This is a genomic window from Aliirhizobium wenxiniae (assembly GCF_019511445.1).
GTDB classification, from domain to species: Bacteria; Pseudomonadota; Alphaproteobacteria; order Rhizobiales; family Rhizobiaceae; genus Neorhizobium; species Neorhizobium wenxiniae_A.
Map to the genome: position 1 here is coordinate 98,697 of NZ_JAEUAN010000021.1, position 17,081 is coordinate 115,777.

Genomic DNA, 17,081 nt, shown 5'->3' on the forward strand with positions numbered 1-17,081 from the left:
CGCGCTACCGGCCATTCGGCCCGACTTTCGCAGCAACCTTGGAAACCAGCGATGTGGCATAAGAATGAAACGTGCTCAGATCCTCGGCAGATAGGTCTGGTAATCGAAGTCGCTGACCGTGCGCAGATAGGTAATCGCCTCCTTGCGCTTCGTATCGCCATAGAGTTTCCGGTAACGCTCCCCGAACACATCGCAAATGAAGGGCGAAGCGGAGAAATCGTCGACGGCAGTGAGAAAATCATGCGTCAGCCGCTTCGTGCCCTCGGGCGGCTCCTTGCCCGGCTCTGTTGCCGGACCGGGATCGAGCACCTCGTCCAAACCCATCAGCATGCCGCCCAAGATGGCGGTGAGCAGCAGATAGGGGTTGGCATCGGCACCTGCGACCCGGTGCTCCACGCGTGCCGCCGGCCCATTGGCGTCGGGAATGCGCACCGCCGTGCCGCGATGCCCAAAGCCCCAGTCGATATCGACCGGCGCAAACGATCCCGGCTGGAAACGGCGATAGGAATTGGCGAAGGGCGCAAAGATCAGCTGCGCATCGCGCATGGTTTTCAGCATGCCCGCCGTCACCGATTTCAGCTTTACCGGATCGCCGCCCTTGGCATCCAGAATATTGTTGCCGTCGCGGTCGATGATGCTGGCATGCACATGCAGGCCGGAGCCTGCCTGATCGCCATAGGGCTTGGCCATGCAGGTCGATTTCATCCCGAACCTACGCGCCGCCTGTTCGGCGATGCGCTTGAGATAGATGCAGTCATCGGCGGCAGCCAGCGCATCGGCCCGGTGCAAAAGATTGATCTCGAACTGGCCGGGGCCGAATTCGGCCGTGGTCGCGTCGGCCGGAATGTCCTGCAGCTTGGCCCAATGGCGCACCGTCTGCAAATATTCGTCCAGCGCATCGACGGCACCCATGTCGTAGAGCTGAAAGCCATTCGGCTGGTCGCGATACATCAGCTTTTCAGGCGGGTGAGGGCGGCCGGTCTCGCGCCAGTCGTCCTGCATCACGTAAAATTCCAGTTCGGTCGCAACAACAGGCGTCAGCCCGCGCTCTTCGAAGCGCTTGAGGAGACTGGCGAGAATGGCGCGCGGATCCATGAAGCTCGGAGAGCCATCCATCTCGTGCATCGTCGCCAGAACCTGTGTCGAACCAGCAGGCCCCCAGGGCATCGGCGCTGCCGAGCGCGGGTCCGGAATGCACTGCCCGTCAGGGTCGCCGATCGTCAGCGACAGGCCGGTAATATCGTCATTGTCGTCGCCCCATATGTCGAGCGACTGGGTGGAGGAGGGCAGCCGGACGAGCCCGTCCCACACCTTCTTTTCCTTTGATTTTGGAATGCGTTTGCCGCGCAGATCCCCGTTCATGCCGACGAGCAGGATTTCGGTATGGGGCTCAATGCGATCGGTCATGAAGCATCATCTCTAAGGTTGCGGAACCTCGTTCGTAGCCGATAAGAATTGACCGCACAATCTTCAGGAGAGCGACGCGATGAACGACAAGCCGGCCATTTCCAACCTGCCCGTTTCCAATCTTCAAGCAATCGACGCCGCTCACCATCTCCATCCCTTTTCCGACATGAAGGAACTGAACGCCAAAGGCACGCGCATCATCGAACGCGCCGAGGGCGTCCACATCTATGATTCCACGGGGAAGAAATATCTGGATGCCTTTGCCGGGCTGTGGTGCGTCAATGTTGGTTACGGCCGCAAGTCGATCGCCGAAGCCGCCTACAGGCAGATGCAGGAACTGCCCTATTACAACACCTTTTTCGGCACCACGACGCCGCCGGCAACACTTCTTGCCCAGAAGATCGCCTCGAAGACCGGCGGCAAGATGAACCACGTCTTCTTCACCAACTCCGGCTCGGAAGCGACCGACACCTGGTTCCGCATCGCCCGTGTCTACTGGAAGGCGCTGGGCAAGCCGGAAAAGACGCAGGTCATCGCCCGCAAGAACGCCTATCACGGCTCGACCGTCGCCGGCGCCTCGCTCGGCGGCATGAAGCATATGCATGAACAGGGCAATCTGCCGATTGAGGGCGTCCACCATATCGGCCAGCCCTATTGGTATGCCGAAGGCGGTGATCTGACGCCTGCCGAATTCGGCCTGAAGATGGCGCGCGAACTCGACGCCAAGATCGATGAACTGGGTGAAGACCGCGTTGCCGCTTTCGTTGCAGAACCGATCCAGGGGGCAGGCGGCGTCATCATCCCGCCGGACACCTACTGGCCTGAAATCACCCGCATTGCCAAGGCCCGCAACATCCTGCTGATCTCCGACGAAGTCATCTGCGGTTTCGGTCGTCTCGGCTCATGGTTCGGTTACCAGCATTTTGGCGTAGAGCCGGATCTCGCGCCGATCGCGAAAGGCCTGTCCTCCGGTTACCTGCCGATCGGCGGCGTTCTGGTCTCGGATCGCGTCGCCGAGGTTATGGTCAACGAATTCGGTGATTTCGCCCACGGCTACACCTATTCCGGCCATCCGGTGGCCGCTGCCGCAGCGCTGGAAAACCTGCGCATCATCGAGGAGGAAGGGCTGGTCGAGCGGGTGAGAGACGATATCGGCCCTTATTTCGCCGCGGCCTGGAAAAGCCTCGAGGATCATGCCGTCGTCGGCCAGGCCGAAAGCGTTGGCCTGATCGGTGGTCTGCAACTGAGCCCCGACAAATCCACCCGCCGTCGTTACGCAAAGCCCGACGATATCGGCACGCTGGTGCGCAATCACTGCGTCGAAAACGGTCTCATCATGCGCGCCACCGCAGACCGCATGCTGGCGTCTCCCGCACTCACGATAACACGCACGGAAATCGACGAAGTGATCGAGAAGCTCGGCAAAGCACTCGATCACTTAGCCGAGACGGTGAAGGAATAAGCCTTAGCGGGGCATATCCATCACCGCATAACCGAAGCGATACTGGTCCGTCGGACGGCCCCATTGATAGGGGTAGCCGACGATTGCCATGTCCTGCGGCGTGGTGGTGATGCCCTGTTCGAGCAGATAGCCGGAGAACTGTTTGTCGAAAGCAACCGGCATGCTGCCATCCTTGGTGCGCCAGACGAAGACGACCCGGTCGAACGCTGTGAGCGGCCGGTTCGTCAGTCCCGGTGGCGGCGGTTCTACGGCGACCGGCTGTTCGGGCAGGCTGAAATGCAGATTGCCTGCAAGCTGCCGGTCAGACGCCACGACCACCGTATTGGCGCCCGCGGCCTTTTCCGCAACGGTCTTGGAAAGTGCCGCGAAGGGAATGTTGACGTAACCGTAATTGCCGTTGATGCGGCCCATATTGGCGCGAACCGCAAGCGCGGTCGGGATCAGCACCATAATGACGATTGCCACACCCCAGAGCCGCTTGAAACCGACTTCGACCGGGATTTTGGCAGCATCCACCTTGAGTGCGAGATAGAGCGGAGAGGCAAGCAGAAGCGGCGTCAGCCAGCGGTCACGCACATTCTCGAAGCCGGCAAACAGGATCATCAGCACGATCAGCGCGAGAGAAAGCACGAGGATGCGGCCGACCAAACGCGTCCAGCGGCTCTTGGCGCGAACGATCGCCTTGAAGTGCTCGCGATAGACAGCCGCAAAGATGATCAGGGTAAGAGCTGTGAAGCTGAAGAAGCCGATGGTCAGTGAACCCACGCCGCTGGCGATCCCGCCGATCAGCCCCGCATCGTCACCGCCGAGCTTTTTCAGCGTGCTCTGGCTTGCATCGCCGAAATTATCGACAAGCCACAATGCATGCGGCGTCACGATCGCCAGGGCAAGAATTGCAGCGGGCAGAAGCTTCCACGAAAGCATGGTCTGACGCATCTCGCGATCCATCAACACGGCAAGCCCGGCTGCAATCGGCAGGACGGCAAAATTGTATTTCGTGATGCCGCCGATGCCGGTGGCAATGCCGAACAGAAGGAAAGCTTGGAGCGACGGCCTGGAAATCACTCGGAGCAGGGTAAAAAGAAACAGCGACGCGCCGAAAATGGCAGCCACAGTGTGCGACAGGTCGCGCTGCGCCTCAAAGGAAACCTGCGGAATGGTCAGAAGCCCGAGCGCGGCAACGACTGCCAACCGCTTGTCTTCCAGCACCTGCCGTGCGGCGAGATAGTAGAAGATATAGGACAGGAAAAGCATCAGCGCCTTCAGTCCCGAAAGCGTGATGATCGAGATGCCGAAGATCTGGATCGCGCCATGCTGCAGCCAGTTATAAAAAGGCGGCTGCGCGCCGTAACCGGGCAGAAGCCATTGGGACACATAGACCTGCTCGGACTCGTCGAGTTCCAACCCGTGCGGAAGTACGAATCGCACAATGACCTGAATGACGAAATAGGCGGCAAGCACCAGAGCCAGGGTTTGCCCACTGCCGAGCTGGTCGGAAAAGGCTGGTGCGGCATGCGCCTGTGTTGGCGAGGAAAGCTTCGGCACAATTATCTCCAGCAAAAATGCGTCCGCGAACCGTGAGCCGGTTCCGCGGATCTGCTGCCTCTGTCGAGGCATTACCCTTCGGTCGTATCAGCCTGATAGACTTCGCGGACGATGTAGCTGAGGGCTGTATCCTCGCGGTAATAGGTGCGGGCAATCATCTCCGCCAGAATACCCGTGGTGATCATCTGCACCGACGACAGGAACAGCATGACGCCGATCAGGAACAGCGGTCGTGTGCCGATGTCATTGCCCATGATGAACTTGTCGATGAACAGATAGAACAGGATCAGTGCCGAGATCGCCCCAAGGCCCAGGCCCAGCGAGCCGAAAAAATGCCCCGGCCGCGCTTTGAATCGCATGAAGAACATCACCGACAGAAGATCGAGGATGACCCGGAATGTGCGGGAAATGCCATATTTGGAAACACCGTGCTGGCGGGCATGATGCGTCACCGGCATTTCGCCGATCCGCGAGCTCGGCACGACGCCTGCGACCCAGGCCGGGATGAAGCGGTGCATCTCGCCCATCAGCTTGACCTGTTTGATCACGGCCGAGCGATAGATCTTCAACGAACAGCCGTAGTCATGCAGGCGCACGCCGGTAATGCGGCCGATCAGCCGGTTGGCGATGAAGGACGGAACCTTGCGCAACAGCAGCCCGTCCTGACGGTTCTTGCGCCAGCCGACGAGCAGGTCGAGTTCGCGGCGCTCAAGCTCCGCGACCATATGGGGAATGTCTTTCGGATCGTTCTGCAGATCGCCGTCGAGCGTTGCGATCAGCCGTCCTTCGGCCTGGTTGATGCCGGCCTGCATCGCGGCCGTCTGGCCGAAATTGCGCTGCAACGCGACAATCTTGAGGTCGAGGCCGGGACGATTGAGTGCCGTCCGCGCATTGGTGATCGTTGCATCCGTGCTGCCGTCATCGACGAGGATCAGTTCCCAGCTGGCGCTATACTCCACCATCGCGGCGACGATGCGATCGATCAACGGACCGACGCTTTCCTCTTCATTGAAAAGCGGCACGACCAGCGACAGTTCGATCGGATTGGGCGTCTCGATGAGGCGGGTCACCGACTCTGTTGTTGTACGCACCGTATGTTTCTCCTAGAAGTGCGAGCCTGAACGGGCGGCGTCATATGGCGCGGCATCGTCGTATAGACCCGAATTTATCGCATTGGGGCCACCTGATATATGAAGAATTATTCCGGTGCCAGCCAGAGAGCGTGGATAATTCGGAACGCAATGACGCTGTTAACACTGGCGATCGTCATCTTTTACGCCCTTTTCATTCAGTGGGTCTGGGGCTGGGAGAGCGTATTGGCTTTATGGGAAAGTGCAGGCCTCGGTTCGGCGCTCGTCGCCCTTGTCGCCCTGCTCGGCACCTATGTCCTGCGCACCTGGCGCATCTACGACTATTTTCCGGCAGAGACCGGAGGCCGTTTCGGCACGCTTCTGCGCCTCACCCAGGTGCATAATCTTTTGAACATCATGCTGCCGTTCCGCTCCGGCGAGGCGACCTTTCCGCTCCTGATGAAACGCGAGTTCGACCTGTCGCTGGCAAGAAGCACCGCAGCACTTTTCGTCATGCGGCTTTTCGACCTGCATGCCCTGCTGGCCGCGGCCGGCATCGGTCTGGTCCTGCAGCATCCGGCGTTTTGGGCCTGGGCGCTCTGGTTTGTCTTCCTCATCCTGCCCGCTTTCGGTTTTGCCTTGCGTGGTTTCGGTTTGCGGCTGGCAAGAAAAATCCTGCCCGCAAAAGCTGACAAGCTGCTTGCCGAGGTGGAGGCCGGTCTGCCCGTCGATGCCAACGCCTTTGCCCGCGCCTGGGGCGCGACGCTGATCAACTGGTTCACCAAAATCGCGGTTCTGGCCTGGGTGCTCGGCCTGCTCGGCGGCTTCTCGATCGCACAAGGGTTTGGCGGCGCGCTCGGCGGCGAACTCTCTTCCGTGCTGCCGGTCCACGCCCCCGCCGGTGTCGGCACCTATCCCGCGGGCATCAGCGCCGGCGCGATCGCTTTTGGTGCCGAAGCGACGGGCCCGGCTCTGGAAGAATTGGGGCAAGCCGCCGTCAACACCCACCTCCTCGTCATCGTCTCCTCGCTGATCGGCACGGCGCTGTCGCTGTTTGCGGCGAGGGGGAGAGGGTGATAGGCAAAAAGCCTCAAGCCAATTTGAGCCCGAGATGCTCTGCCATCGGCAAGTAGTCCTTATCTCGTTGCAGGAGACTGTGGCTGTTTTCGATGCAATAGGTGCCGATTATAAGATCGGGGGCCTTGCTCGTCGTGAAACCGCGTGAGCGCAAAGCTCTGTAGTTCGATGCCGCTTTGATCGCCAAGGCAGGGGACAGCATCGATACAATAGGGAAATCTCGAAGATTCTGCTCTATCCAGCGTGCTTGATGAAGGTCCCGCGCGCCCTGTAGCACTTCCATCAGGATAATGTCTCCGAGCAGAATAACCCCGCGCGGTATCATTGATCGAAGTATTGAGGCGACGTCGGTATCATCTTTCCGAAAGAGCGAGATCCAGACGGAACTGTCTGCAACGATCATTCGCCCTCCTGAAAGCCCCAATTTGCATATCTGGCGGAATTGCTTCGGGACGTCTCCAGGTCACTCTCCCAGCCGATACCTTCAAGATTATCGATCGCACGCAACTGTTTCTTGATCCGCACGAAATCTCTCAGCGCCTGATCCACCACAGCCTTCTTGGTCGGCAAACCGCCAAGCTCCATAGCCTCGGCGATCAGTTCGTCATCCAATTCGATATTGGTACGCATGTGAGCCTCGTGGTGTATGGATAAAGAAAATCATACACCACGAGCCGGTTGCTCACAATGTCACTGGAACGCCGTCTCGTAGAAGCTTCTGAGCTTGCGTGAATGCAGCGTCTCGGTCGGCATGGCGGCGAGTTTCTGCACGGCGCGGATGCCGATCTGCAGGTGCTGGCTGACCTGGGTGCGATAGAAGGCGGTCGCCATGCCCGGCAGTTTCAGTTCGCCATGCAGCGGCCGGTCGGACACGCACAGAAGCGTTCCGTAGGGCACGCGGAAGCGGAACCCGTTGGCGGCAATCGTGGCCGATTCCATGTCGAGTGCGATGGCGCGCGACTGAGAAAGACGCTTCACCGGTCCGCGCTGGTCGCGCAGTTCCCAGTTGCGGTTGTCGATCGTCGCGACCGTGCCGGTGCGCATGATCCGCTTCAGCTCGAAACCCTCATAACCCGTCACTTCCTCGACAGCGCTTTCCAGCGCCTGCTGCACTTCCGCCAGCGCCGGGATCGGCACCCAGACGGGCAGGTCGTCGTCCAGCACATGGTCCTCGCGCACATAGGCGTGGGCCAGAACATAGTCGCCGAGCCGCTGGCTGTTTCTCAAACCCGCGCAATGGCCGACCATCAGCCAGGCATGCGGGCGCAGCACGGCGATATGGTCGGTGGCCGTCTTCGCATTGGAAGGGCCGACGCCGATATTGACCAGCGTAATGCCGGAATGATCGTCCTTCTTCAGATGATAGGCCGGCATCTGCGGCATGCGTGTGATCGGAGCCGTCTCCGGCGTATCCTTGCCGGCAAGTGTTACGACATTGCCGGGCTCGACAAAGGCCGTATAGCCGCCGCCACCTTCCGCCATCAGCTTGCGGGCCCAGGCGGAGAATTCATCGATATAGAACTGGTAGTTGGTGAACAGCACAAAGTTCTGGAAATGCTCGGCGCCCGTCGCCGTATAGTGGCTCAACCGCGCCAGGGAATAATCGATACGCTGCGCCGTAAATGGTGCAAGCGGTCCGGGTTCCCCCGCCGGCGCCTCGTATTCGCCATTGGCGATCAGGTCGTCGGTATTGTTGAGGTCCGGCGTGTCGAAGAGATCGCGCATCGGAATGTCGGCCATCCCGTTGCTGACCGAAGCCTCCACATGTGCACCCTCGCCGAAGGCGAAATGCAGCGGAATGGGGGTCGTCGATTCCGATACGGTGACCGGGATATTGTGATTGCGCATCAAAAGATCGAGCTGTTCGATCAGGTAATGGCGGAACAGTTTTGGCCGCGTCACCGTCGTCGTGTAGATGCCCGGCGCGGCCACATGGCCGTAGGAAAGCCGCGAATCGGCATGACCGAACGACGTCGTCTCGATCGAGACCTGCGGATAGAAGGCGCGGTAACGACCCGTAATATTGCCGCTTCGGGCCAAATCGCCAAAGCTGTCGATCAGGAATTTCGTATTGCGCTCATAAAGCGCCGTCAGCGCGTCGACAGCCTCTTCGGCATTGTCGAAAACCTTCGGTTCAAACGCATCAGGGCTGATGAAGGAAAGCGGAGAAAGGGAAGAGATTCGTGTGTCCATGAGCCATTATAAAGAGATCTCCATGACAATCAAACGGCGATCATCATCTCTCTTTTCGCCTTGATGCCGCTTTTCCGGCAACCGGCTCAGAGCGTCGCCATGCACTCGCCGCTATTGGAATAGACGCACAGGCTGCCGGTGCTGATGTTGAAACCCAGCGGACGCTTGGACGGATGCGTGGCAAGTGCGGCAAAGGACAAGGCAAAGACCGTCATCATCAGGGTGAGAATGGTCAGGCGGCGTGCGATGGTCGTCATGATCCCGGCTCCGATTATGACCAGGCTTGCTTGGTTCCTGGCCGAATGGGGGCAGAATAATGGCGCGCTCCTGTATGAAGGCTGAGAACCCGTTTCATCTGGCGTTCAGGGTGATTAACGGGCTCCAAGGCCTGATCCCCACTTAGCCGCAAAGAAAAAGCCGGCGCTGACGCCGGCTTCATGCGGAAGGAAACGCTGATCCTAGAGCCGCGTCCATGTCTGCGATTTGCACAAGACCTTGAGCACGCAGCCCTTCATCTTCAGCGTATTGCCGGCCACCGAGCCGGACCCGCTATAGGTCTTGTCGTTTTCGGGATCGGTGATCTCGCCCGCATAGTCGTTGCCGGTGCCGGACATCTTGCCGATCTGCTTGCCGGCATGTTTGCCACTCTTCAGCGTGACGCAATAGGCCGATCCGCATTTGCCGATCTCGGCTGTCGCGCCGCTCTGTGTCTTCCAATTGCCCTCGATCGGCTCGGCCGCGTGGCCTGCCACGGCACTCATCAGCAACGCCGTTGCCACGGCAAAAGTCTTCAGCATGAGATCCCTCCTCAGATCATCATCATCCTCGGGTTTCGAAAGCCCTCCAGCAGCCGAAACCCGAAGCGCAAATTAGCTTACCCGCACGTAAAGGTAAAGTTGACGATGATTAGGAAATTCGAGGCGATCTAGGTGGGTCGAAAACAGGCGCTTCGGCCGCGCATTTTCCGCCATTCTCAAAACGGAAGCGAAAAACATGCTGAACAAAGGGTTTAGATCGAAATCCTAACGCTTCGTAAACGGAACGCGGAAACCCTTAACACACAGGGGATGTAGTGCTTAACGAAAACTCAAATTTACGAAGCATTTGAACTTTGTTTTCCGCAAGTTAAGCATTCTTTTTAGTCGGATTTTCGAACCTTGGGTTCATATTGGTCTCATCAAACGAGCGGGAAAAACCGCCACCCTGATGGATTAACAAAGCCGCATAAGACGGTGGTCCGGAAGGGAATGATGAACAGGGCAGAAAAACAGAAACGGTCTTTAAACAGGGATCAAAACCGATGGCACGCTTTGAAATTTCGACGACTGAAATGGCCACCATGGGTGGCGAGGCCCGCGCAGAAATCTTCTGCGACATGGGACTGATGTATGCAACGGGCCGCGGGGTCGAAGTCGACCTCGTCTCCGCCCACAAATGGCTGAACATTGCCGCCATCAAGGGCTCCGACCGCGCCGCCGAACTGCGCGCCGATCTCGCTCCGCAATTGACGAAAATGCAGCTCGCCGAAGCGCTGCGCGCCGCCCGCGAATGGATGACGGTACACTGAGCGTCGACCACGACGGATTTTCACCGCCCCGCAAGAGGGCGGTCAGATAAAACAGAACCGACGGATCCGCTTCGGATATCGCGACAATTTTAAACCGCGACCGGCAGAAACAAGGCTGGCGCGGTTTTCTGCGTATCGTGTTCTGATCAGTCCTTGTGGTCGAAGGTTTCGCGTGCCTCGCGAACGGCGTCATGGTTTTCCACCGCCCAGATCCACACATTGCAGAAGGCGGCGCCCAGCGTCAGGCCCAGCGGCGATAGCCGATATTCCACTTTCGGCGGCACCGATGGGTGGAGCGTGCGGATCACCAGCCCATCGCGCTCCATCCGGCGCAATGTCTGGGTCAGCATCTTCTGGCTGATACCGTCCACATGCCGTGCGAGTTCTGAAAACCGCAATGTCCCTTCATCCCAGAGCGTATCGAGAATGACGACAGTCCACTTGTCGGCAAAACCCGAGATCATCTCCCGCACCATGTTCTCGACGCCGGGCGGCACATCTTTCGGGTAATCGCGGGCCTTGTAGGACTGCGCACGAAAAAGTTCCTCGGTCGTGAACACGGATTCGTTCGGTTTTCCCATTTCTTTCTCACAGGTGCCTACGGTACTTTTGGGTGCCTACTTTCAAAAAGAGAGTTGGTCAACAACTGTAAGCCCGCACCGCTGGTCGCGACCCGCGCATGGTGGTGCCAAAAGCCTTATCGTCAGCTGACGATAAGGCAATGTCGAAAAATGCAGGCGTGACGAACCGGGAAGGTATTTTCCCGGAACGCTCCCGGCTGCCCTGAACACTGGCTCTCGAAGCAACTAGGGAAACTTTGATTATGGACGATAATTCCAAGAAGTCGGTACTGTCACGCAGGACTGTGCTGTCCGCAGCCGCAATTGCTCCGGCCGTCGTTGCCGCTGCTGCCGCCGCCGGTGCCGGCACCGCACAGGCACAGCAGTTTAAAACGGCTGACAAGGTCGCGATCGTTACCGGCTCCTCGCGCGGCATCGGGGCGGCAACCGCCAAGCGCCTCGCCGCCGACGGTTTCAAGGTCGTCGTCAATTGCCGGGTCAATCATGACCTTGCCACCGCTGTTGTGCAGGACATCGAAAAGGCCGGTGGTCAGGCCGTGTGGGAACAGGCCGATATCCGCGAACCGACGGCGGTGCGCCGCCTGTTCGATGTCGCCGAGCGTGAATTCGGTGGTGTCGATGTCGCGGTCGCCAATGCCGGCATCATGAACCTTGCCCCCTTCAGCGAGATGACCGACGAGGATTTCGACGCGATGGTGGACACCAACGTAAAGGGCAGCTTCAACACCTTGCGCGAAGCGGCTCGTCGCCTGCGCGACGGTGGCCGCATCATCGCCACCTCGTCGAGCATCGTCCAGCTTCGCTCGCCGACCTACGGGCCGTATGCCGCCAGCAAGGGATCGATGGAAATTTACGCCAACATCCTCGCCAAGGAACTGGCCGGACGAAAGATTTCGGTCAATGCAATCGCGCCGGGCCTCGTCGCGACCTCGCTCTTCCTCGATGGCAAGACGGACGCGCAGGTGGCCGGTTTCGCCCAACGCACGCCGCATGGCCGGATCGGCGAGCCGGAAGATATCGCCGCCATGGTTGCCTTCCTCTGCAGCCCGGATGGCTGGTGGGTCAACGGCCAGACGCTCTACACCAATGGCGGCGTCGTCTGAGATCAGCCACTGAGAAGCGAAATGAAAGGGCCGGGTGTTCTTGACCCGGCCTTTGTTCTTAAAGAGACTTCAAAACCTGCGGCAATGCTGCCTCCAGAAGCGCCATGTCGGCTTCTTTCCCGGCGCTGATGCGGATGCAGCGGTTAAGCGGCTCGACACCCGGCATGCGAATGAAGACGCCGTGGCCCAGAAGCCCATCGACGATGGCCCGCGCATAAGCGGCATCGCGCCCGCAATCGATGGCGACGAAATTGGTGGCAGAGGGCAGGGCTTGCAAACCGTTCGCCGCAGCGATTGCCGAGATCCGCTCACGCGATGCCTTGATGTCGCTGATCACTTGGCCGAGATAGGTCTGATCCTTCAACGCCGCGATGGCACCTGCGACCGCGATCCGGTTCATGCCGAAATGGTTGCGGATCTTGTCGAAGGCTTTTGCCGTCCCTTCCGTGGTGATCGCATAACCGACGCGCGCGCCGGCCATTCCGTAAGCCTTTGAAAAGGTGCGCGTGCGAATGACGTTCGGCAGGTCGATCAGCGCGTCGATCGGCGGCGTCGAACTGGCAGGCGCGGTTTCGCAATAGGCCTCGTCGAGCACGAGCAGCGTCGTTTCCGGCAGCGCCCTGGCGAAAGCCACAACCTCGTCGGCCTCCCACCAGCTGCCCATCGGATTGTCCGGATTGGCGAAATAGACGAGCGGCGCATTGGTCCGGCGCACGGCGTCCAAAAGCCCGTTGATGTCTTCCCTGTCCTTGATATAGGGCACGGTGACGAGTTGGCCGCCGAAGCCCGCGACATGGAAGTTGAATGTCGGATATCCGCCGAAGGACGTCACGACCTGCATGCCGGGATCGATGACCAGCCGCACGATCTGGCCGAGCAGGCTGTCCACGCCTTCCCCGATCGCAAGATTTTCCGGCCGACATTTCAGATGTGCTGCAAGTGCGGCCTTGAGGTCGAAATTCTCCGGGTCCGCATATTTCCAGATGCCCGTCGCCGCCTCCGCCATCGCTGAAAGCACGGAAGGCGCCGGGCCAAAACCGTTTTCATTGGCGCCGATGCGCGCCTTGACGGGGGAACCGCTCTTTCGCTCCAGCGCCTCAGGTCCGACAAAGGGCACGGTGGAGGGGAGAGAAGCCATAAGCGGCGTGAAGCGGGAAAATGCGGTCATGTCAGTACTGTCCGGTTGAAAGCCGCGTCACAATAGAAAGCTTTCGCCGGCGCGCAAGGGCAGGAGTTCCCCTTGCTGACCTCCGTCGCACCGATTCGCCGGTCATGTCCCGGATACGAATGCGCCCCAAGGTTTAAGTTGGAATATTGTGCAATTTTAGAGATTACTGAAGCGAGGAAGCAATCTTTCCGGCGCATCATGGCAACATGAGCAATTTCCCGCTGATCGTCATCGCCGCCGCTACAGCGACTTTCCTCGCCACGGGCGGTCATTCCCTGTTTCCGGGTATCACCCGTTACGTCCAGGCAAATGTCAGCCCGTCATGCAGAATAAAGGGCAATGTCTCGATCGATACCGGTGAGCGCATCTATCATGTCCCCGGGCAGGAATATTACGAGCAAACCAGGATAAGCCATCGATACGGCGAGCGGTGGTTCTGCTCCGAGGCGGATGCGCGCGCGGCTGGATGGCGTCGCGCGCGACGATGATTGCCTGCAGCGCCGCTTCGCCGGATCGTTCAATGGCTTGTTTCGAAGCTCAGCCGGATGACATGATGCAGGAATTCGGGGTTGATCAGCATGTTGAAGCCGACTGTCACCTTTTCCTCCTCGCGCGCCATGACCGTGCAGCCGATCTCGTCGCGGATGCCGAGAATGGCGAGGAAGAAGTGAGACGGTACCGGAATATGCGGCGTGACCTCAAGTTCTGCGCCTTGCAGAGAGATTGTTCGGATCAGGCAGCGGATGCTCGTCTTCGTGCTCAGGTGATGTTCGACAAGCACGATCTTGCCCGGCCGATCGATCGTAAATTTTTCAAAGACACGGCGCAGGCCCGCCGGTTCTTGCATATTGGTCCCGTCCATCAATGGGGCCATGGTATCCTCCTGACTTGTCCCTCGAATATGACTTTATTCCTGCAATTCTGATGCATTCTAAAGTTGATTGGTAAATTTTTCTCGATCTATGGTGACTGGCTCCGCCCCATTCCTGCACGCTGGACATAATGTCGCGTTGTTGACGGCCGAACGTCGCGACGATACCCCTTCCGCAACCGTCCCAAGTGCTATCTCTGGGCGGTTGGACAGGAATGGAGAAAGCAAGTGACAGGCAGGCTGGTGATCGTCGGGGCAGGGCAGGCAGGCTTTGCGCTTGCTGCAAAGCTAAGGGCATTGAAGGATGAGCGACCCATCACGATGATCGGCGCCGAAGAGGTTCACCCCTATCAGCGACCGCCGCTCTCCAAGAAGTACCTGCTCGGCGAGATGAGTTTTGACCGGCTGACGTTTCGCCCGGACGCCTGGTTTGCCGAAAACGATGTGGAAGTCCGGCTGTCGACCTATGTCGAGGAGATAGACCGCGAAAAGAAAACTGTCCGCATGCAGGATGGCTCGGTCCTCGACTACGAGACCCTTGCTCTGACGACGGGTGCGAGCCCGCGCACTCTGCCCGCCAGCATCGGCGGCGAATTGGCAGGTGTCTATACGGTGCGCGACAAGCGCGATGCGGACCGGCTAGCGGATGAAATGAAGGCCGGTCGCCGCCTGCTGATCATCGGCGGCGGCTATATCGGCCTCGAGGCCGCGGCTGTCGCCCGCCATCTCGGCCTCGAAGTGACGTTGATCGAAATGGCCGACCGCATTCTCGCCCGTGTCGCCTCAAAGGAAACCGCCGACATCATGCGCGCGATCCACAACGAGCGTGGTGTGGCGATTCGCGAAAAGACCGGTCTCGTCCGCCTGATCGGCGAGGATGACAAGGTGCGCGCCGCAGAACTCTCCGACGGTTCGGTCATCGATGTGGATTTCGTCATCGTCGGCATTGGTGTCACCCCGAATGACAGGCTGGCGCAGGATTGCGGCCTGGATGTCGGAAACGGCATAATCGTCGATGAATTCGCCCGCACCTCCGATCCGTCGATCTTCGCCATGGGCGATTGCGCCCTTCTGCCGTGGGAAGACGGCCGCATCCGCCTCGAATCGGTGCAGAACGCCGTCGATCAGGCCGAATCGGTCGCAGCAACGCTTGCCGGTGGAACCGAGCCTTATGCGCCAAAACCGTGGTTCTGGTCCGACCAGTATGATGTGAAGCTGCAGATCGCCGGTTTCAATCTGGGTTATGACGAGACGCTGGTGCGCCCCGGCGCCCGCGAAGGTGCGGTGTCGATCTGGTACTTCCGTCAAGGAAAGCTGGTCGCCGTCGATGCGGTCAATGATGCCAAGGCCTATGTGACGGCCAAGAAAATGCTGGAAACCGGCATCAACCCCGACAGGGCGCTTCTCGCTGATCCGGCCACGGACCTGAAGCAGCTGCTGTCCTGACATTATAAGGTGCGCTGCTCGCACCGACATTTCTATTGAAAGGCATGGGAGGAAAAATGCCGGTACCGAAGAATGACTTCAAGGCTGCAATCAGTGCCGGCCGCAAACAGATCGGCCTCTGGCTGAACACCGGCGAGGCGCTTCCGGCCGAGATCGCGGCAAGCGCGGGCTTCGACTGGCTCGTTATCGATTCGGAACACGGGCCCAATGACCTGCGCAGCATCATCGCGCAATTGCGCGCACTTGCCCCCTTTGCGGTCGAACCCGTCGTGCGCCCGCCTTCGGGCGAGACCTGGTTCATCAAGCAATTGCTCGATGCCGGCGCGCGCACGCTGCTGATTCCCATGGTCGATTCGCCCGAACAGGCAAAAGCGCTGGTAGAGGCCGTGCGTTATCCCCCGCGTGGCACCCGCGGGCTGGGTGCCGCCGTCGCCCGCGCCTCGGGCTTTAACGCCATTCCGGATTATGCACAGACGGCCGACGATGAAATCTGCCTGCTGGTGCAGGCGGAAACCAGGGTGGCGATCGACAATCTCGAAGCCATTGCCGCGGTGGAAGGGGTGGATGGCGTCTTTATCGGCCCGGCCGATCTTTCGGCCGATCTCGGCTACCTCGGGCGCATAGAGGCGCCGCAAGTGCAGGACGTCATAGAATCAGCAATCGGCCGAATCATCGCGAGCGGAAAGCCGGCCGGCATCCTGACCTTCAACGAAACGCTCAATCGTCGCTATATCGAGCTCGGTGCAAGCTTCGTCGCCGTCGGCGCCGACGTGACGGAACTCGCCGCGACGCTAAAGAATCTCGCCGGTCGTTATGGACGTGGACCCGGCGCCGGCCCGGCCGGCTCGGGTTATTGATCGGCGTGAAGTCCGCGATTCTCGCTCTGCGGGGATAAATAATGACGTGGCTGGGGTTCATCCCCAGCCTGCGACGCTTCTTTTTGCTAAAAGACCTTGCATTCGGGTTTTATCCGCAATAATCAGGCCGAACCGGAGAGGTGGCCGAGTGGTCGAAGGCGCTCCCCTGCTAAGGGAGTATACGTCAAAAGCGTATCGTGGGTTCGAATCCCATCCTCTCCGCCATTATTCCTCATGAAATCACTGGATCATTAGTGGGCGCGCATGAAGCGTGCGCAGCTTGGGTCTGTTGCCTATCGGCAACGCCGGTATCACGCGATCCGTTCTAATGTGAACAATCCCTAAGCCGCTGTCGCAAAACTGTTTTCTTAACGAAAACTAAATTTTTATCGAGGCCCGGATGCGGTTTTGTGTCCTTTCGGCAACATGGTTTTGGGAAGCGGCTGTGAAACTCGTGTCTGTCCCCAGTTCACCATTGCGCACGTTTCCGCGATTTGTATTTTCAACTTCGAAGCGCGGCGGTGGTTCGTCAGCTTTAAGAACACGGGGATGGGCCCAAGGAATTTTTGTCCTTCGGTAAATCAAGACCTAGACCCATACGTAACTTTGACTGGAGGTCAAAAATGAACATCAAGAGCCTTCTTCTCGGCTCCGCTGCTGCCCTCGCAGCAGTTTCTGGCGCACAGGCTGCCGACGCAATCGTGGCTGCTGAGCCCGAGCCGATGGAATACGTT

The 17,081-nt window shown here is 59.2% G+C and carries 18 protein-coding genes, 1 tRNA gene and 1 pseudogene; 9 read left to right on the forward strand and 11 right to left on the reverse strand.

From position 1 onward, the window contains the following. Nucleotides 1–75: 75 nt before the first annotated feature. Nucleotides 76–1,407 (reverse strand): glutamine synthetase family protein, encoded by a 1,332-nt coding sequence (locus JNB91_RS23085; protein WP_220327832.1) that lies wholly within the window; start codon nucleotides 1,405–1,407, stop codon nucleotides 76–78. Between the two features lie 79 nt (nucleotides 1,408–1,486). On the opposite strand from JNB91_RS23085, the gene JNB91_RS23090 reads away from it, so the two are divergent. Further along, nucleotides 1,487–2,869, forward strand: a complete 1,383-nt coding sequence (locus JNB91_RS23090; RefSeq protein ID WP_220327833.1) for an aspartate aminotransferase family protein — start codon at nucleotides 1,487–1,489, stop codon at nucleotides 2,867–2,869. 3 nt (nucleotides 2,870–2,872) lie between these two features. On the opposite strand, the gene JNB91_RS23095 is transcribed toward JNB91_RS23090, so the two are convergent. Beyond that, the gene (locus JNB91_RS23095; protein WP_220327834.1) at nucleotides 2,873–4,414 is read right to left on the reverse strand and encodes a glycosyltransferase family 39 protein; all 1,542 of its coding nucleotides are present in this window, start codon (nucleotides 4,412–4,414) and stop codon (nucleotides 2,873–2,875) included. 71 nt (nucleotides 4,415–4,485) lie between these two features. After that, nucleotides 4,486–5,505, reverse strand: a complete 1,020-nt coding sequence (locus JNB91_RS23100; protein WP_220327835.1) for a glycosyltransferase family 2 protein — start codon at nucleotides 5,503–5,505, stop codon at nucleotides 4,486–4,488. 150 nt (nucleotides 5,506–5,655) lie between these two features. On the opposite strand from JNB91_RS23100, the gene JNB91_RS23105 reads away from it, so the two are divergent. Beyond that, on the forward strand, nucleotides 5,656–6,561 hold the full coding sequence (locus tag JNB91_RS23105; RefSeq protein ID WP_346269383.1) for a lysylphosphatidylglycerol synthase domain-containing protein: 906 nt from the start codon (nucleotides 5,656–5,658) through the stop codon (nucleotides 6,559–6,561). A gap of 13 nt (nucleotides 6,562–6,574) precedes the next feature. Here JNB91_RS23105 and vapC read toward each other — a convergent pair whose 3' ends face one another. The 5 genes from vapC to JNB91_RS23130 all read right to left on the reverse strand — a co-directional run bounded on the left by vapC (nucleotide 6,575) and on the right by JNB91_RS23130 (nucleotide 9,551). Continuing rightward, nucleotides 6,575–6,964: a type II toxin-antitoxin system VapC family toxin gene (gene vapC, locus JNB91_RS23110; RefSeq protein WP_220327837.1), complete on the reverse strand. Its 390-nt coding sequence runs from the start codon at nucleotides 6,962–6,964 to the stop codon at nucleotides 6,575–6,577. After that, complete coding sequence (locus tag JNB91_RS23115) at nucleotides 6,961–7,191, reverse strand: type II toxin-antitoxin system VapB family antitoxin (protein ID WP_220327838.1); 231 nt, start codon at nucleotides 7,189–7,191, stop codon at nucleotides 6,961–6,963. The genes vapC and JNB91_RS23115 overlap by 4 nt, the downstream gene beginning before the upstream one ends. Nucleotides 7,192–7,251: 60 nt before the next feature. Next, a complete protein-coding gene (locus JNB91_RS23120) occupies nucleotides 7,252–8,754 on the reverse strand; it encodes an AMP nucleosidase (RefSeq protein WP_220327839.1) in 1,503 nt (500 codons plus the stop codon). Nucleotides 8,755–8,840: 86 nt separating this feature from the next. Then, nucleotides 8,841–9,011 (reverse strand): hypothetical protein, encoded by a 171-nt coding sequence (locus tag JNB91_RS23125; RefSeq protein WP_220327840.1) that lies wholly within the window; start codon nucleotides 9,009–9,011, stop codon nucleotides 8,841–8,843. 201 nt (nucleotides 9,012–9,212) lie between these two features. Continuing rightward, nucleotides 9,213–9,551 (reverse strand): DUF2147 domain-containing protein, encoded by a 339-nt coding sequence (locus JNB91_RS23130; protein ID WP_220327841.1) that lies wholly within the window; start codon nucleotides 9,549–9,551, stop codon nucleotides 9,213–9,215. A gap of 503 nt (nucleotides 9,552–10,054) precedes the next feature. On the opposite strand from JNB91_RS23130, the gene JNB91_RS23135 reads away from it, so the two are divergent. Beyond that, nucleotides 10,055–10,321 (forward strand): SEL1-like repeat protein, encoded by a 267-nt coding sequence (locus JNB91_RS23135; RefSeq protein WP_220327842.1) that lies wholly within the window; start codon nucleotides 10,055–10,057, stop codon nucleotides 10,319–10,321. Nucleotides 10,322–10,467: 146 nt separating this feature from the next. Here JNB91_RS23135 and JNB91_RS23140 read toward each other — a convergent pair whose 3' ends face one another. Beyond that, nucleotides 10,468–10,797: a winged helix-turn-helix transcriptional regulator gene (locus tag JNB91_RS23140; RefSeq protein WP_223218334.1), complete on the reverse strand. Its 330-nt coding sequence runs from the start codon at nucleotides 10,795–10,797 to the stop codon at nucleotides 10,468–10,470. A gap of 347 nt (nucleotides 10,798–11,144) precedes the next feature. Here JNB91_RS23140 and JNB91_RS23145 point away from each other — a divergent pair, with 347 nt between their 5' ends. Next, nucleotides 11,145–12,005, forward strand: a complete 861-nt coding sequence (locus tag JNB91_RS23145) for an SDR family oxidoreductase (RefSeq protein ID WP_220327844.1) — start codon at nucleotides 11,145–11,147, stop codon at nucleotides 12,003–12,005. Between the two features lie 58 nt (nucleotides 12,006–12,063). On the opposite strand, the gene JNB91_RS23150 is transcribed toward JNB91_RS23145, so the two are convergent. Beyond that, nucleotides 12,064–13,173 (reverse strand): pyridoxal phosphate-dependent aminotransferase, encoded by a 1,110-nt coding sequence (locus tag JNB91_RS23150; RefSeq protein WP_220327845.1) that lies wholly within the window; start codon nucleotides 13,171–13,173, stop codon nucleotides 12,064–12,066. A 206-nt stretch (nucleotides 13,174–13,379) separates the two neighbouring features. Between JNB91_RS23150 and JNB91_RS23155 the strand changes: the two genes are divergently transcribed. Continuing rightward, the gene (locus JNB91_RS23155; protein WP_220327846.1) at nucleotides 13,380–13,661 is read left to right on the forward strand and encodes a sunset domain-containing protein; all 282 of its coding nucleotides are present in this window, start codon (nucleotides 13,380–13,382) and stop codon (nucleotides 13,659–13,661) included. 29 nt (nucleotides 13,662–13,690) lie between these two features. On the opposite strand, the gene JNB91_RS23160 is transcribed toward JNB91_RS23155, so the two are convergent. Then, nucleotides 13,691–14,047, reverse strand: a complete 357-nt coding sequence (locus JNB91_RS23160) for a hypothetical protein (protein WP_223218327.1) — start codon at nucleotides 14,045–14,047, stop codon at nucleotides 13,691–13,693. Nucleotides 14,048–14,272: 225 nt separating this feature from the next. Between JNB91_RS23160 and JNB91_RS23165 the strand changes: the two genes are divergently transcribed. The 4 genes and pseudogenes from JNB91_RS23165 to JNB91_RS31470 form a co-directional block, all read left to right on the forward strand. Continuing rightward, nucleotides 14,273–15,490 carry an NAD(P)/FAD-dependent oxidoreductase gene (locus tag JNB91_RS23165; protein WP_220327847.1) on the forward strand — a complete coding sequence of 406 codons (1,218 nt, stop codon included), beginning with the start codon at nucleotides 14,273–14,275 and terminating at the stop codon, nucleotides 15,488–15,490. A 56-nt stretch (nucleotides 15,491–15,546) separates the two neighbouring features. Next, nucleotides 15,547–16,347 carry an aldolase/citrate lyase family protein gene (locus JNB91_RS23170; RefSeq protein WP_220327848.1) on the forward strand — a complete coding sequence of 267 codons (801 nt, stop codon included), beginning with the start codon at nucleotides 15,547–15,549 and terminating at the stop codon, nucleotides 16,345–16,347. Nucleotides 16,348–16,481: 134 nt separating this feature from the next. Continuing rightward, nucleotides 16,482–16,572 (forward strand) — tRNA-Ser (locus JNB91_RS23175). 341 nt (nucleotides 16,573–16,913) lie between these two features. Further along, nucleotides 16,914–17,081, forward strand: a pseudogene (locus JNB91_RS31470) (porin); the annotation flags it as partial.